This is a genomic window from Flavobacterium sp. FlaQc-49 (assembly GCF_044005985.1).
Classification (GTDB): Bacteria; Bacteroidota; Bacteroidia; order Flavobacteriales; family Flavobacteriaceae; genus Flavobacterium; species Flavobacterium cupriresistens.
Genome location: NZ_JBIPCS010000008.1, coordinates 121,664 through 136,755 on the forward strand (window position 1 = coordinate 121,664; position 15,092 = coordinate 136,755).

Annotated in this window: 13 protein-coding genes; 12 read left to right on the forward strand and 1 reads right to left on the reverse strand. The window is 35.7% G+C overall.

Going from position 1 to position 15,092, the window contains the following annotated elements; genetic code table 11:
• Positions 1 to 75 precede the first annotated feature (75 nt).
• From ACHRV3_RS16905 to ACHRV3_RS16920, 4 genes are all read left to right on the forward strand, one after another.
• The gene (locus ACHRV3_RS16905) at positions 76 to 2,910 is read left to right on the forward strand and encodes a TonB-dependent receptor domain-containing protein (RefSeq protein ID WP_395435448.1); all 2,835 of its coding nucleotides are present in this window, start codon (positions 76 to 78) and stop codon (positions 2,908 to 2,910) included.
• Between the two features lie 85 nt (positions 2,911 to 2,995).
• Positions 2,996 to 4,522, forward strand: coding sequence for a G-D-S-L family lipolytic protein (locus ACHRV3_RS16910; RefSeq protein ID WP_395435447.1), 1,527 nt, complete (start codon positions 2,996 to 2,998; stop codon positions 4,520 to 4,522).
• Positions 4,523 to 4,756: 234 nt separating this feature from the next.
• Positions 4,757 to 6,268, forward strand: coding sequence for a F0F1 ATP synthase subunit beta (gene atpD / locus ACHRV3_RS16915; protein WP_047777068.1), 1,512 nt, complete (start codon positions 4,757 to 4,759; stop codon positions 6,266 to 6,268).
• 93 nt (positions 6,269 to 6,361) lie between these two features.
• A complete protein-coding gene (locus tag ACHRV3_RS16920) occupies positions 6,362 to 6,643 on the forward strand; it encodes a F0F1 ATP synthase subunit epsilon (protein WP_047777070.1) in 282 nt (93 codons plus the stop codon).
• Between the two features lie 83 nt (positions 6,644 to 6,726).
• Here the strand turns inward: ACHRV3_RS16920 and ACHRV3_RS16925 are convergent, their stop codons facing one another.
• Positions 6,727 to 7,533, reverse strand: coding sequence for a DUF3667 domain-containing protein (locus tag ACHRV3_RS16925; protein ID WP_395435446.1), 807 nt, complete (start codon positions 7,531 to 7,533; stop codon positions 6,727 to 6,729).
• Between the two features lie 261 nt (positions 7,534 to 7,794).
• On the opposite strand from ACHRV3_RS16925, the gene ACHRV3_RS16930 reads away from it, so the two are divergent.
• From ACHRV3_RS16930 to ACHRV3_RS16965, 8 genes are all read left to right on the forward strand, one after another.
• Complete coding sequence (locus ACHRV3_RS16930; RefSeq protein ID WP_395435445.1) at positions 7,795 to 8,931, forward strand: aminotransferase class I/II-fold pyridoxal phosphate-dependent enzyme; 1,137 nt, start codon at positions 7,795 to 7,797, stop codon at positions 8,929 to 8,931.
• Positions 8,932 to 8,972: 41 nt separating this feature from the next.
• On the forward strand, positions 8,973 to 9,377 hold the full coding sequence (locus ACHRV3_RS16935; protein WP_047777076.1) for a GxxExxY protein: 405 nt from the start codon (positions 8,973 to 8,975) through the stop codon (positions 9,375 to 9,377).
• Positions 9,378 to 9,791: 414 nt separating this feature from the next.
• Complete coding sequence (locus ACHRV3_RS16940) at positions 9,792 to 10,655, forward strand: TraB/GumN family protein (RefSeq protein WP_395435444.1); 864 nt, start codon at positions 9,792 to 9,794, stop codon at positions 10,653 to 10,655.
• A gap of 7 nt (positions 10,656 to 10,662) precedes the next feature.
• A complete protein-coding gene (locus ACHRV3_RS16945; protein ID WP_395435443.1) occupies positions 10,663 to 11,166 on the forward strand; it encodes an RNA polymerase sigma factor in 504 nt (167 codons plus the stop codon).
• A complete protein-coding gene (locus ACHRV3_RS16950; RefSeq protein WP_047777082.1) occupies positions 11,156 to 11,770 on the forward strand; it encodes a hypothetical protein in 615 nt (204 codons plus the stop codon). The genes ACHRV3_RS16945 and ACHRV3_RS16950 overlap by 11 nt, the downstream gene beginning before the upstream one ends.
• Before the next feature lie 74 nt (positions 11,771 to 11,844).
• A complete protein-coding gene (gene bioD / locus ACHRV3_RS16955; protein WP_395435442.1) occupies positions 11,845 to 12,462 on the forward strand; it encodes a dethiobiotin synthase in 618 nt (205 codons plus the stop codon).
• 27 nt (positions 12,463 to 12,489) lie between these two features.
• A complete protein-coding gene (gene bioA / locus ACHRV3_RS16960; RefSeq protein WP_395435441.1) occupies positions 12,490 to 13,761 on the forward strand; it encodes an adenosylmethionine--8-amino-7-oxononanoate transaminase in 1,272 nt (423 codons plus the stop codon).
• Positions 13,762 to 13,889: 128 nt separating this feature from the next.
• Complete coding sequence (locus ACHRV3_RS16965; protein ID WP_395435440.1) at positions 13,890 to 15,056, forward strand: beta-ketoacyl synthase N-terminal-like domain-containing protein; 1,167 nt, start codon at positions 13,890 to 13,892, stop codon at positions 15,054 to 15,056.
• Positions 15,057 to 15,092 lie beyond the last annotated feature (36 nt).

The window sequence follows — 15,092 nt, forward strand, 5'->3', positions numbered from 1 at the left end:
GTTTATTTTAACATTTTTTTATACATATGGAAATTATTTGTATTTTGGTAGTATAAACTAACAAAAACTAACCAAATGAGAGTCTATTTATTAATTATGTTGTTTTTCAGCGGAATATCTTTTGCGCAGAATTCAATTACCGGTTCTGTTACCGATGCGAACAGACAAGCAATCCCAGGTGCTAATATTGTCGTGGTTGGAAGTTCTACCGGAGCTTCTACCGATTTTGATGGTACATTTAAATTGAATGTCTCTACTAAACCGCCTTTTACAATTAAAGTGACGGCTGTAGGTTTTGAGGCTAAAACAATCAATGTAACCTCCTTGAATCAAAAAATAGAGGTAATGTTAAAAGAAGAAGAAACTAAATTGAATGAGATTGTAGTTTCTGCTTCCAGAACTCCTGAGAGAGTGCTTGAATCTCCGGTAACTATTGAAAGAATGGGAATTCAGGATATTAAAAAAACAGCTTCTCCTTCTTTCTATGATGGTTTGGAAAACCTCAAAGAAGTACAGATGAATACCAGTAGTATGTCTTTTAAATCAATCAATACAAGAGGTTTTGCGACTGTAGCAAATACCCGTTTTATGCAATTGGTAGATGGTATGGATAATTCATCTCCTCTTTTGAATTTCGTTTTAGGGAATTTAATTGGTGTTTCAGAAATAGATGTTCAAAGTGTTGAGTTGTTGCCGGGTGCATCATCTGCTTTGTATGGGGCGAATGCTTTTAACGGAATTTTATTTATGAATAGTAAAAGCCCATTCAATTATCAAGGAGTATCTGCTTATTTTAAATACGGAATGACCTCACAAGATGCTGCAGGAGTAAATAATTACTACGATTTTGGAGTGCGCTTTTCACATGCGTTTAATAAATATTTTGCTGCCAAAGCCAACTTTACTTATATGGAAGCTACAGATTGGTATGCTACAAATTATAATGATAAAACAATTGCGGGAATTGACAGAAGCAATATTAACTATGATGGAATAAATGTATACGGAGACGAAGTTTCTACAAATATAAAAGGCGTAGGACAGTCTTTAGCTGCTTTAGGTCTATTGCCGGCGGCCGCAGTAAATTTATTGCCAAATACAAATGTTAGTAGAACAGGTTATAACGAAATTGATCTTACCAACAACAAAGCCGGAAATACTAAAATCGATTTTTCATTACACGGAAGACCTTTTGGAGATGACCGATTAGAAATTATCTGGCAAAGTAAGTTTGGTACCGGAAATGCGGTTTATCAAGGAGCGAATAGATATTACTTAAATGACTTTTTTATGCAACAACATAAAATCGAATTTAAAGGAAGAAACTTTTTCTTGAGAGGATACACAACTTCAGAAGATGGTGGACATTCTTATGATATGGTATTTACAGGGATAAATGTAAACAGAAAATGGAAAGATGATAAAACTTGGTTTGGTCAGTATGCGGGAGCTTATGCGCAAGCAACTTTAGGTGGAATGACACCTGAAAATGCTCATAGAGCTGCAAGGGCTACTGCAGATACTGGGCGTTTTTTACCGGGAACATCAGCGTTTAAGAATGCTTTTAATCAGGTAATTGCTGATGAGAGTGTGCTTACAGGTTCAAAACTGGTTGATAATTCAAGAATATACCATTCTGATTTAAATTATAATTTTAAGGATTTGATAAAAGTTGTTGAAATTCAAGTTGGAGGATCTTATAGATTGTATGAGTTAAATTCTCACGGCAGGATTTATACAGATGCAGATGGGCCTATTAATTACAGTGAATATGGTGCCTACACACAGGTAATGAAAAAGTTTTTAGATGAAAGATTGAAATTTACGGGTTCTATTCGTTATGATAAATCAAAAAATTTCGATGGTAATCTTTCTCCTAGAGTGTCTTTGGTTTATTCCGGAGGAGAGAAAAAGAATCATAATTTCAGGGGATCATTCCAAACCGGTTTCAGAAATCCATCCACTCAAGATCAGTATATTGGATTTAATGTTGGAAATGCAGTGTTGTTAGGTTCTGCACCGGATAATTTATTGCGTTTTACTGAGACTTTAAGTGTTTCAACAACACAAGGTCAGATTTATGCCGGTGGACCAACAGCGATAATGAATGGGGAAAATGCTTATGGTAATTCATATACAGCAAGTTCTGTAAATGCTTTTAGCGCATTAGCCGGAAGTAATCCTGGTGGTGCATTGGGGCTTTTGAGAAAAACAAATGTTGATTATGTTAAACCGGAAGAGGTTAAGGCATTTGAACTTGGGTATCGTTCCTTTATTAATGATGTTTCTATTGATCTTAATGCTTATTACAATATCTATAATCACTTTATTGGGAATCTAAATGTGGTAGCGCCATATTACGGTACTGCACAAGATTCGCCTACTGCTTCCGGGGGAGTGCCAAATCCTGAGTTTCTTAAGTCAATTCATGCACTTCAGAACGGGAATTACAGAGCATATCAGTTGTATACCAATACAGATGTTGAGATTAAATCGTTTGGGTTTGGTGTTGGTCTTTCTAAAAAAATAATTGCTGATTACGAATTAGGTGTGAATTACAACTATGCTCAATTTGACTTTGATCAGGCAAAAGATCCAAGTTTTGAAGCTGGGTTCAATACGCCGAAACACAGAGTGAAAGTATCTGTTGGGAATGAGAAATTATTCGAAAACTTCGGATTTAATGTTAGCGGAAGATGGAACAGCGAATACAAATGGGAATCTACATTTGCTGATGGTATAATCAAATCGGCTACTGTAATTGATGCACAGATTAACTATGCACTTCCAAAACTAAAATCAGTTGTGAAATTGGGAGCTGCAAATATTGGAGGAAAAGAATATGCTCAGGTACTTGGTGCCGGATTAATCGGTCAACAGTATTTTGCTTCTTGGACAATCAATCCATAATTTGAATTAACGGACGTAACAAACATTTTATTCGCTTTTTGGAATCTCGAATTCGGAAAAGGATAATTATAAAACATACTAAATCATGATAAAAAATTTCAAATGGCTTTTATTGGTTTCGATTACCTTTATGGCCTGTAATAGCGATGATGATACTGCGGCTGTAGTAAACTCATCTGATGGACAGCCCTTGACCTCGGGGACAGCTAATTTTTCGAAATACGTAGCTTTAGGAGATTCTTTTGCGGCTGGTTTTTCAGATAATGCTTTGTTTAAAGCAGGTCAGACAAATGCCTATCCAAATATACTGGCACAACAATTTGCATTAGTAGGAGGGGGTGTTTTTTCAACTCCTTTTATGGCAGACAATCTTGGAGGGTTTTCTTCGGGAGGTGCTCAGGTACCTTCGCTTGGTGTTAGATTGTATTTGGATGTAGCAACAAGTACACCTGTTCCGGTAAGTGGTATTTCGGGTACCGATATTAGTACACATTTGACCGGAGCTTTTAGTAATATGGGTATTCCGGGTGCAAAAGCAACGCATTTAGCGTTTGCCGGATATGCTACTGCTAATCCTTATTTCGGTAGAATAGCGTCTTCGCCTACGGCAACTGTTTTGGCAGATGCTTTGGCTCAAAATCCTACTTTTTTCTCTTTGTGGATTGGTGGTAATGATGTTTTAGGGTATGCTACAACTGGTGGAGACGGATCAAACCCGATTACTGCTCCTGCTACTTTTGATGCAGTTTACAAAAATCTGGCAACAGAATTATCTAAAAACGGGAAAAAAGGAGTTGTGGCAAACTTGCCATATATCAATACACTGCCGCATTTTACAACAGTTCCTTATAATCCGCTAACGATTTCGGTTTTGGGTAATGGGAATGCTGCTGTTGGAACGGCTACTATTAATGCGCTTAATGCACAATTGTACGGACCGTTAAAAGGGGCGTTAAATTATCTAGGTGTAACCAATAGAATTGAATTATTGTCTCTTACTGCTGCAAATCCATTGTTGATAAAAGACGAGTCTTTGCCAAATTTAGCCGCACAGCTTACAGCAGTTCTTACGCCTTCAGTGGGAGCGCAGACCGCTGCCTTTTATGGGTTGGTTTTTGGTCAGGCACGTCAGGCTACAGCAACAGATTTAGTGCTTTTAACCACAAGATCGGCTATCGGAACAGCTCCGACTGCTGCTAATTCAGGAATTGGAATGGCACCACCGGCTCCATTAGACAAGTTTGGAATTACTTATCCGTTACAGGACAAGTTTGTTCTGATCCCAACTGAAATAGCTGAAATCAGAACAGCTACAGATGCTTATAATGTGACTATTAAAGCAGCTCAGGAAGCAAACGGTTTAGCTTTTGTTGATGCGAAAAAGGTGATGGAAGATTTGTCTACTGCCGGAATTGTGGTAGATGGTTACACAATGACATCAACATTCGTAACAGGAGGAACCTTTTCTTTAGATGGTGTGCATCCGTCACCAAGAGGGTATGCATTGATCGCAAATAAATTTATAGAGGCGATCAATCTTAAGTACGGATCAAACTTAAAAGGAGTTAATTTAGGAAAGTATCAGATACTATATCCTAAAGTAATACAATAAAGCCAATTTTTTTTAGTAAAAGAGCCACTTGGTTTTAGACCATGTTGGCTTTTTTTTATTTTGTTAAAAAATACTTTTTTGGCGATTTTGGGCCTGACTTTTAGGAATCAAACAAAATCGTAGTATTTTTTATAAAAAAAATATTGATTTTATATTTTAAAAATTTATCTTTGCGCTCTGAAAAAAGAGGTATTTTCGATAAACCTAAATAGCTATTTAATAAATACATAAGTAATGTCAAAAGTAATAGGAAAAGTTGCTCAAATCATTGGACCAGTAGTTGACGTAGTTTTCAACGGAAAGGATGTTGAACTTCCAAAAATTTATGATTCATTAGAAATCACAAAAAAAGACGGAACATTATTAGTTCTAGAAGTACAATCTCATATTGGAGAAAACACTGTTCGTACCATTTCTATGGACTCAACTGACGGTTTGAGTAGAGGATATGAAGTAGTTGGAACAGGAAATCCAATCCAAATGCCAATCGGTCCAGACGTATATGGTAGATTATTCAATGTAATTGGAGATGCAATTGATGGTTTAGGAAACTTGCCAAAAACAGGAGAAAACGGTTTGTCTATTCACAGACAAGCTCCAAAATTTGAAGATTTATCAACTTCATCAGAAGTTTTATTCACAGGTATTAAAGTAATCGATTTGATCGAGCCTTATGCAAAAGGAGGTAAAATTGGATTGTTTGGTGGTGCAGGTGTTGGTAAAACGGTATTGATCCAGGAGTTGATTAACAATATCGCAAAAGGTCACGGTGGACTTTCTGTATTCGCAGGAGTAGGAGAAAGAACACGTGAAGGAAATGACTTACTTCGTGAGATGTTAGAGTCAGGTATTATTAAATACGGTGATGATTTCATGCACTCTATGGAAAATGGAGGATGGGATTTGTCTAAAGTAGATATGCCAGGAATGAGAGAGTCTAAAGCTACTTTCGTTTTCGGACAAATGAATGAGCCACCTGGAGCTCGTGCTCGTGTAGCACTTTCAGGATTATCTATTGCGGAGTATTTCCGTGATGGAGCTGGAACTGATCAAGGTAAAGACGTATTGTTTTTCGTTGATAACATCTTCCGTTTTACACAAGCAGGTTCTGAGGTATCAGCACTTTTAGGACGTATGCCTTCTGCAGTAGGATACCAACCAACTTTGGCAACAGAGATGGGAGCTATGCAAGAGCGTATTACTTCTACAAACAAAGGATCTATTACATCTGTACAGGCGGTTTACGTTCCTGCGGATGATTTAACTGACCCGGCACCGGCTACAACTTTTGCTCACTTAGATGCTACAACAGTATTGTCTCGTAAGATTGCTGAGTTAGGTATTTATCCTGCGGTTGACCCGTTAGATTCTACTTCAAGAATTTTGACTCCTCAAATTTTAGGAAATGAGCACTACGATTGTGCACAAAGAGTAAAAGAGATCCTTCAAAAATACAAGCAATTGCAAGATATTATCGCGATTCTAGGTATGGAAGAGTTATCTGAAGAAGATAAATTATCTGTATCAAGAGCACGTCGTGTACAACGTTTCTTATCTCAACCTTTCCACGTAGCGGAGCAATTTACAGGTATTCCTGGAGTTTTGGTTGATATTAAAGATACTATCAAAGGATTCAACATGATCATCGACGGTGAATTAGATCACCTTCCGGAAGCAGCTTTCAACTTGAAAGGTTCTATCCAGGATGCAATTGAAGCTGGAGAGAAAATGTTGGCTGAAGCATAATCAAGCCAAGCTTGATCAACTTAAAAAAATAAAAATTCCAAATTCCAATTTTGGATTTTGGAATTTTATAATTTGGAATTTTAAAAAATAGTTATGACTTTAGAAATAGTATCACCAGAAGCAAAATTATTTTCAGGAGAAGTAACTTCGGTTACAGTACCTGGAGTTGATGGAAGCTTTCAAATATTGAATCATCACGCTCCTATCGTTTCTATTTTAGAAAAAGGAACTGTTAAAATTGTAGCTTCAAGCTTCAGTTTTTCTAAAGAAGTAGCGGGTAAATTCACGAAAGTAAATGATCAAACCTATACTTTGGAAATTGAATCAGGTACTATCGAAATGAAAGACAATAAGATTATTGTTTTAGCAGACTAAGACGATTTTAGAATAAGTAAAAAAGCCAGACATTTGTCTGGCTTTTTTGTTTTTGTTTATTTTAGATGGACGGCTTTGTCGTGTTATTGTATTATTCCCCAAAAACCACTCGAAATATAAGTATGTACAGTAAGTCCTGATATAATTGACCAGGATATGATCCCTAAAGCACTTACTGCAAAGGTTTTTGCAAGTTGAAGTTTGGTGTCTTTATTTAAAAACTTATAATAAAAGAGTGTAAAATAAAAGAGCTGAAACAGTAGAAAAAACAAAGCTTGATAATTAGTCGATAAGTGGAATAATAAAGGTATGGGTAAAATTAAAAGCGTATTGACGAGTATACAAAAGCCTAACATGTACATACCTGCTACAAGATGCTCTGTATAGTTGTAGTTTTCTTTTTTGTAAAACAGCCAGAAAAAAAAGGCAAGTAGCGGTAGCGCCATCATCGCCATTAGATTGGAATATTTTTTTATGAAATGAAACATTTTTTCTTTTCGTTCGTAAAGATGTATGATTTTCTCTTTTTGAACAGGATCTGAAATAGCGCTAAGCTCCTGATTTTCTTTTGGGATATCAATAGGAGGTGTCTCTTTTGGAATATTGGAAATGAAAACAAAGATAGCGGCAACCAATAAGAAAAAATTAAGTGGAGGAAAGTACTTCTTTCTTTTACCATTGATATATTCCTTAGCTACAGTTCCGCTTTTTAATGTCAAAGACATAATAAGTTGAAAAATCCCTTTGTCTGCATGTAAAAAATAATGAATAGCTTCATGAAAAATCTCGTGCGGACTTATACGATGCAAATTTACTCTTTGACTGCACTCAGGGCAATAATTAAAATCCGGATAATTTTCTGTTTCACAGTTTTTGCAAATAATCTTCATTCTTCTCTTTTTTAATGCAATATACAAATTACTCATAATCAGTTTGTGAATTGAAAATTAGAAATATTAATATTTTAATTAACAATACTATTTATGTTAATCGTTAATGATACGTTGGGCTTTTTGCAGAGCCGAATGATTTTCATAAATAGTCTCATTCGCTTAAACAAACAGGATTTCGTGCAAGCTTTTTTGAAAAGATAGAATTCGAAAAGTTGGAATTTGGAATTTCATAAATTGGAATTTCATAACTTTGCTTTTATGAAATTACCCGAAAATCTTACCCAAAAGCTGGAAAACAGAAAGCAAAATAATTCGCTGAGACAATTACCAAGTTTTAATAATCTTGTTGATTTTTCTTCTAATGACTATATTGGGTTTTCTAAATCGGAATCTGTTTTTAAACTTGCACATCATTATTTAATCGAAAACGAACTCATTCAGAATGGAGCAACGGGATCACGATTAATTTCAGGGAACCATTCGTTGTATCAAATCACCGAATCTTTTATGGCGCAGTTTCATGATGCTGAATCAGCTTTAATCTTTAATTCGGGTTACGATGCCAATGTTGGTTTTTTTGGCGCTGTACCGCAGCGAAATGATGTTATTCTGTATGATGAATTGAGTCACGCTTCGATTCGTGATGGGATTATCATGTCTAATGCCAAATCCTATCGATTTAACCATAATGACTTTGAAGATTTAGAACGACTTATTCTTAAATTTCCGGATACGACTATTTACATTGTTACCGAAACTGTTTTTTCTATGGATGGAGATAGTCCGAATTTAGAAGAACTGGTCGTACTCTCTGAAAAATACAATTGCTTTCTGGTGGTTGATGAAGCACATACATTGGGTGTCTTTGGGGAAAAAGGAGAAGGATTAATGCAGTATTTGCAGTTGCACAATCGTATTTTCGCCCGCATCATGACTTTCGGAAAAGGATTGGGGTGTCATGGAGCAGCTGTCTTAGGGAGTGTTGAACTTAAAGAATACCTAATCAACTTTGCCAGAAGTTTTATTTATACTACGGGATTGTCTCCACATTCGGTATCTACAATTCTGACCGCTTACCAGCATTTGGAAACTGAAAAGTTGGTTATCGAGAAATTACGAATGAATATTATCTTTTTTAATCAGCAAAAAAACTTGTTGGGTTTGAAGCCCATGTTTGTTCGAAGTAAATCGGCTATTCAGTCGGCGATCGTTCCGGGCAACGAAAATGTAAAAAAACTAGCGCAACAACTACAAGATAAAGGGTTTGATGTAAAACCAATACTCTCTCCAACCGTTCCGGAAGGGCAGGAAAGACTTCGTTTCTGTATTCATAGTTATAATTCGGAAGAGGAAATCAATCAGATTTTAATATTATTAGGAAATTTCGTATTTTAGCTCACCGATTAAACTGATTAAGCGGGTTTACACTGAAAATAATGAGTGATTTATTACATGGAGAAGTTTCTAAGCCCATTCTAAGTGTGTTTTACGATGTTTATAACGAGCTTGGCTATGGTTTTCTTGAGAAAGTGTACCAAAATGCGATGTATCTTGAGTTAAAATCTCAGGGTTATGAAGTAGAGGCGCAGAAACAAATTAAGGTATATTATAAAAATCAGATTGTTGGTGAATATTATGCTGATTTGATAATTGAAGGGTCAATAATTGTTGAACTTAAGGCGTGCGAATGTTTACTTAGTTCGCACATTTCTCAATTATTGAATTATTTGAGGTGCACGCGTATTGAAGTTGGTTTAGTTCTGAATTTTGGTGAAACACCGGATTTCAAACGTTTAATCTATACAAACAACAGAAAAACCAACATTAATAACCCGCGTTAATCCGTATAATCCGTTAGATCAGTGACCAGCCATAAAGGGTATGGATTAAAAGGTTTACTACTCTAGAAACTGCTGTGTTTTCTCGCTTTCTGAAAAAAAAATTTTTTTTTTGTAACGTTTTTATGCTTTGATTACTTACGAGTCGTAATCAAATAAATCAAAACCATTATGAAAACAATATCACTTTTATCAAATTCAAAAAGCTTCCATTTTATTTCTATCTTTTTTACTTCGGCAGTATTTGGATTTGCGGTGGTGAATCAATTTTTGTTAAACCATCCGAACAAACACTTTCTTATTAGTGCTGTGTCCTGTTTTTTATTGTCTGTAGTTTTTTGGCAAAAAAGTAAGATCAGTGAATAAATAGAAGAATTTTTAAATAATTAAACCAAATAATTTTAATCAATCAACAAAATGAAAAATTTTATAAAATCAACAATTGCTATAGTACTATTTATTTTTAATGGAACAACCAACGCTCAAACGAATGCTCCTAAATTAGAAAATTCGCTTCTATGGGAAGTGTCAGGAAAAGGATTAACTAAACCATCTTATTTGTATGGAACCGTTCATATGATTTGCGCAGGGGATTATTTTCTTTCTGAAAAAACAAATAAGGCATTCGAGAAATCAGATAAATTGGTACTGGAAATTAATTTTGCCGACCCTAAAGAGATGGTGGAGTTGCAGGGAGTGGCAATGGGGAAAGAGCGGTTAAGCAAAAAGTTAACTGCAGAGCAATTGTCAAAACTGAATCTAATTCTGCAAAAAAATGCCGGAATGACGATACAACAGGTGGACGGTTTTAGTTTGTTGACCGTAATGAGTCTGATCTCAATGAAAAGCTTTGGTTGTACTGACCTGAAATTTTATGAATTGAATTTTATCGAAATGGCAAAAAAACGTCAAATTGAGGTTGGAGGTCTTGAAACCGTAAAATCGCAATGCGAGAGTTTTGAAAATGCCTATTCTGATGTTGAAATGATTGCTATGCTTGAAGAAACAAGTGCTGATGAAACGATTAAATTAGTAGCGAACTATAAAAATGAAGATGTGGAGTCTTTGTATAAATTGACGACAGATGAAAAAATAATGAATCTTAAAGCTAAGAAATACATGCTTGACGATAGAAATGCTAATTGGATCAAGATTATGCCGGAGCAGATGAAAAAGGAAAGTGTCTTTTTTGCAGTTGGAGCGGCTCACTTGGGTGGTGATACAGGAATAATTAATTTGTTGAGAAAAGCGGGATACACAGTAAAACCAGTGATGAATTAGAGCTATTTTGAAAGAGAAAGAAAAAGAATTTTTAAATCGAATAGAAAGGCATAAAGGAATCTTGTACAAAGTGTCAAAAATGTACATGGATACGGCCGATGATCAGCAGGATTTGTTTCAGGAAATTGTTTGTCAGCTTTGGAAATCGTATGAGTCCTTTAGAAATGAAAGCCAATTTTCGACGTGGATGTACCGGGTGGCTATTAATACGGCAATTGTTTTCCTAAAGAAAGAAAAACGGAAGGTTGATAAATACGAGATTGCTTCAGAGAATATTAAAGAAGAGGAGGATGATTCGCACATAAAAGAAAGTCAGATTGATCATTTTTATAAAGCAGTTCAAAAATTAGAAAAAATAGACAAAGCAATTATTTTTTACCAATTAGAAGGATTTTCACATAGAGAAATTGGAGATAATTTAGGAATCTCAGAGGGAAATGCCAGAGTAAAATTAAACAGAGCAAAAGAAAAACTAAAAGAAATAATAAAAAATCAGGGATATGGATTTTAACGACATACAAAACGCATGGAACAATGAAAAATCGGATTCGATCATTCTTCCGGATAATTTAGAGAAAATCAGGTCCGCCAATACACCTTTGGACAGGATCAGAAAAAATCTGAAATATGAGCTAATTTTACAGGTTGTCTTAGTTTTTTTAATCGGATTTGTGCCTTATATCTGTTCGTTTGAGCAAAAATTTATTGTGCCTTTCTATTTGTTATACAGTATGGCTGTCGCTGTTACGATATATTATTTGGCGAAGCTGTATTTGTTTTACAAGCGATTGAACACCGTTGCATTAAGTACAAAAGACAGTTTATACGAGACTTATTTTGATATCAGATTAAATATGGAATTGTATAAAACGTTCGGGTTTGCATTGACGCCATTTATGATCTTGTATTTAGTTGTTTTTGTTTATTTTAAGTCTTCAAAAGAAGCTGATTTTGTGATGTTTGAATTTAGCAATGCAGAAATTATAAGTGTCTTTTCGGTGGTTGTTTTTGCGATTCTTTCTATGGGATTGGGTTTAGAGTGGTGGGTTCATTTTTTTTATGGTAAGTACGCCAAAGAAATAAAGAAGGTTATAGATCAATTAAAAGAAGAGTAGTTAAACAACAAACCCATCGTAATGATGGGTTTGTTGTTTTTATTGGTATTTTTGCATACTATTAAAAGAGAGCAATGAAAATATTTATTACAGGAATTTCTACAGATGTAGGTAAAACGGTGACTTCTGCAATTGTGGTTGAAGCTTTAGAAGCCGACTATTGGAAGCCTGTTCAGGCCGGAGATCTGGATAACTCGGACAGTGATAAAATCAAGTCAAAAATTTCAAATTCTAAATCCCGTATTTTAGAAAACAGCTACCGGTTGAATACACCTGCAAGTCCGCACTTGGCAGCAGAAATTGATGGAGTGAGAATTGAATTGAGCGAAATCAAAGAGCCAAAAACCGATAATCATTTGGTGATAGAAGGAGCCGGTGGAATTTTTGTTCCGCTGAATGAAACCGATTTAATTGTCGATTTAATTCAATCCGATTACAAAGTGATTGTAGTATCAAGGCATTACTTAGGAAGCATCAATCATACTCTGTTGACTATTGAAGCAATAAGAAACAGAGGTTTTGAAGTGGCGGGGATTATCTTTAGCGGAAACAAAAACAAAGCTACCGAAGATTTAATTTTGAATAAAACAGCGGTAAAATGCATCGGAAGAATAGATGAAGAACCTTATTTTGATCAAAATGTAATCCGGGAGTACGCAGATTTGTTCCGCGAGAATTTGTTAGCAATCTAAAATCAACATTCTAAAATCTAAAATTAGATGACCTTAACAGAAAAAGACAGCCAATATTTATGGCATCCTTATACACAGCATAAAACCGCACAAACTCCAATAGCCATTTCGAGAGGAGAAGGCGCTTTGTTGTGGGATGAGAATAATAAAGAATATATTGATGCGATTGCATCGTGGTGGGTAAATCCGTTTGGGCACAGTAATAAATTTATTGCCGATGCGATTTACAAGCAATTAACGACTTTAGAGCATGTTTTGTTCGGCGGTTTTACGCATGAACCTGCGATAAAAGTGGCGGAGAAGCTTATTGAAATTTTACCAAAGAATCAGCAGAAAATATTTTTTTCAGATAATGGTTCAACAGCGGTTGAAGTAGCTATAAAAGTGGCACTGCAATATTTTTTCAATAAAAATGAAAAAAGAACCACTATAATTGCTTTTGAAAATGCCTTTCACGGAGATACTTTTGCGGCTATGGCGGCAAGCGGAATCTCTTTTTATACCCAAGCTTTTCAAGGAATGTTTATTGATGTGGTACGAATTCCGGTTCCTGTGAAAGGATCGGAACAGTTAAGTTTTGATGCATTGAAAGCCGTGATTAAAAACCATACTTGTGCCGGATTTATTTTTGAACCTTTAGTTCAGGGGGCGGCCGGAATGGTTATGTACGAACCTGAAGCTTTGGCCACCTTACTTCAAATTTGTAAAGAGAATAAAGTTTTAACCATTGCCGATGAAGTAATGACGGGCTTTGGTAAAACCGGAAAAACCTTTGCAATGGATTATGTTACCGAAGAACCCGATATGATTTGTTTGTCGAAAGCATTAACGGGAGGGACTATTCCGATGGCGATTACGACTTTTACACAGGAGGTTTTTGATGCGTTTTATGATGATGATATTAATAAAGCCTTGTTCCACGGTCATACTTTTACGGCAAATCCAACCGGATGTGCAGCGGCTTTGGCCAGTATTGATTTGTTGCAGACAGATGAAATGCAGGACAACATTCAAAGAATAAATAAAAGTCATCTAAATTTTCAGAAGAAAATCGAGAACCATCCAAAAGTAATTACTGCCCGAACTTTAGGGGTTATTTTTGCAGTTGAAATAAAATCAGATTCAGAAGAAAGTTATTACGGTTCGATGCGAACTAAGCTTTACAATTTCTTTATTGAAAAAGGAGTTATTTTAAGACCGGTTGGTAATATTGTTTACATTTTACCTCCATACATTATGACTGATGCGCAGCTTCAAAAAGTCTATTCGACTATCGAAGAAGCGATTGATATGGTCTAATTGACTTAAACCATATGAGTTATATAAGTTCATTTAAACTAAGTTTAGTTGACTTTAGTAGCTTAAATATTTAATAACGTTGCAAACTTTGCAGGAACATTGCGAACTTTGCGGTTAAATAAAAAACATTGAATAAAAAAATCTCCATAACAGCTTTCTCGTCTATTTCTCCATTGGGTAATAATGCGGAAGAAATCTGGGAAAAATATCTGGATAATCAACATTGTTTTTCGAAGCGATTTTTAGATCAGCAGCAAACTTCTGTTGCGGCTTTGGATGTTGAATCAAAACAAATTGTAGCCGAGGTTCGTGAATCGGATATTAAGTACAAATTTTTAGACGACTCTGTTCTGTTTGCTTTGACTGCTTCGCGAAAAGCGGTCGAAAAAGCAGGTTGGAATAAAGAGGACGTTTTCGGAATAAATATAGGTTCTTCCCGTGGAGCTACCGATTTATTCGAAAAGCATTATAAGGAATATATCGATACCGGTAAAGCACAGACTTTAGCTTCCCCAACCACAACTTTGGGTAATATCTCGTCCTGGATAGCGCACGATCTACAAAGCGTTGGTCCGGAAATCTCGCATTCGATTACCTGTTCAACAGCACTTCATGCTCTTTTAAATGGTGTGGCATGGTTGAGATCAGGAATGGCGGATAAATTTTTGGTAGGAGGGAGTGAAGCGCCTTTGACCGATTTTACGATCGCTCAGATGAGAGCACTAAAAATATATTCCCGTGTTGATCAGGAGGAAGAATCGTGGCCTAATCTTGCTTTTGACTTTGAGAAAACGCAAAATACTATGATTTTGGGTGAAGGGGCTGCGGTATGTTGTCTCGAAGCCGGAGAGAAAGAAAATGCTATAGCCTATATTACAGGCGTGGGCTATGCAACAGAAATTTTAGAACATAATATTTCGATTTCTGCAGAAGCGGATTGTTTTCAAAAGTCCATGAAAATGGCTTTAAAGGATACTAATTCGGAGGAAATTGATGCGATTGTAATGCATGCTCCCGGAACCATAAAAGGAGATCTTACGGAGTTGCGTGCTATTGAAAAAGTCTTTGGGGCTAAAACACCTTTATTAACGACTAATAAATGGAAGATCGGACATACTTTTGGCGCTTCCGGAATATTGAGTCTGGAACTTGCTCTTTTGATGTTGCAGCACAATACATTTGTTAATGTTCCTTTTGCCGAAGTACAAAAACAAAGTAAGCCATTAAAAAAAATATTGATTAATGCCGTTGGCTTTGGAGGCAATGCGGTCAGTATTCTAATTGAAAAGGCTTAATTGAAAACATTTAAATAAAGCATAAAAAAAATCCAT

Coding starts and splice junctions, on each gene's coding strand:
- ACHRV3_RS16910 (WP_395435447.1), top strand. CDS start 2,996: ATGATAAAAAATTTCAAATGGCTTTTATTGGTTTCGATTACCTTTATG.
- ACHRV3_RS16905 (WP_395435448.1), top strand. CDS start 76: ATGAGAGTCTATTTATTAATTATGTTGTTTTTCAGCGGAATATCTTTT.
- ACHRV3_RS16920 (WP_047777070.1), top strand. CDS start 6,362: ATGACTTTAGAAATAGTATCACCAGAAGCAAAATTATTTTCAGGAGAA.
- ACHRV3_RS16940 (WP_395435444.1), top strand. CDS start 9,792: ATGAAAAATTTTATAAAATCAACAATTGCTATAGTACTATTTATTTTT.
- bioD (WP_395435442.1), top strand. CDS start 11,845: ATGAAAATATTTATTACAGGAATTTCTACAGATGTAGGTAAAACGGTG.
- atpD (WP_047777068.1), top strand. CDS start 4,757: ATGTCAAAAGTAATAGGAAAAGTTGCTCAAATCATTGGACCAGTAGTT.
- ACHRV3_RS16925 (WP_395435446.1), bottom strand. CDS start 7,533: ATGAAGATTATTTGCAAAAACTGTGAAACAGAAAATTATCCGGATTTT.
- bioA (WP_395435441.1), top strand. CDS start 12,490: ATGACCTTAACAGAAAAAGACAGCCAATATTTATGGCATCCTTATACA.
- ACHRV3_RS16950 (WP_047777082.1), top strand. CDS start 11,156: ATGGATTTTAACGACATACAAAACGCATGGAACAATGAAAAATCGGAT.
- ACHRV3_RS16930 (WP_395435445.1), top strand. CDS start 7,795: ATGAAATTACCCGAAAATCTTACCCAAAAGCTGGAAAACAGAAAGCAA.
- ACHRV3_RS16935 (WP_047777076.1), top strand. CDS start 8,973: ATGAGTGATTTATTACATGGAGAAGTTTCTAAGCCCATTCTAAGTGTG.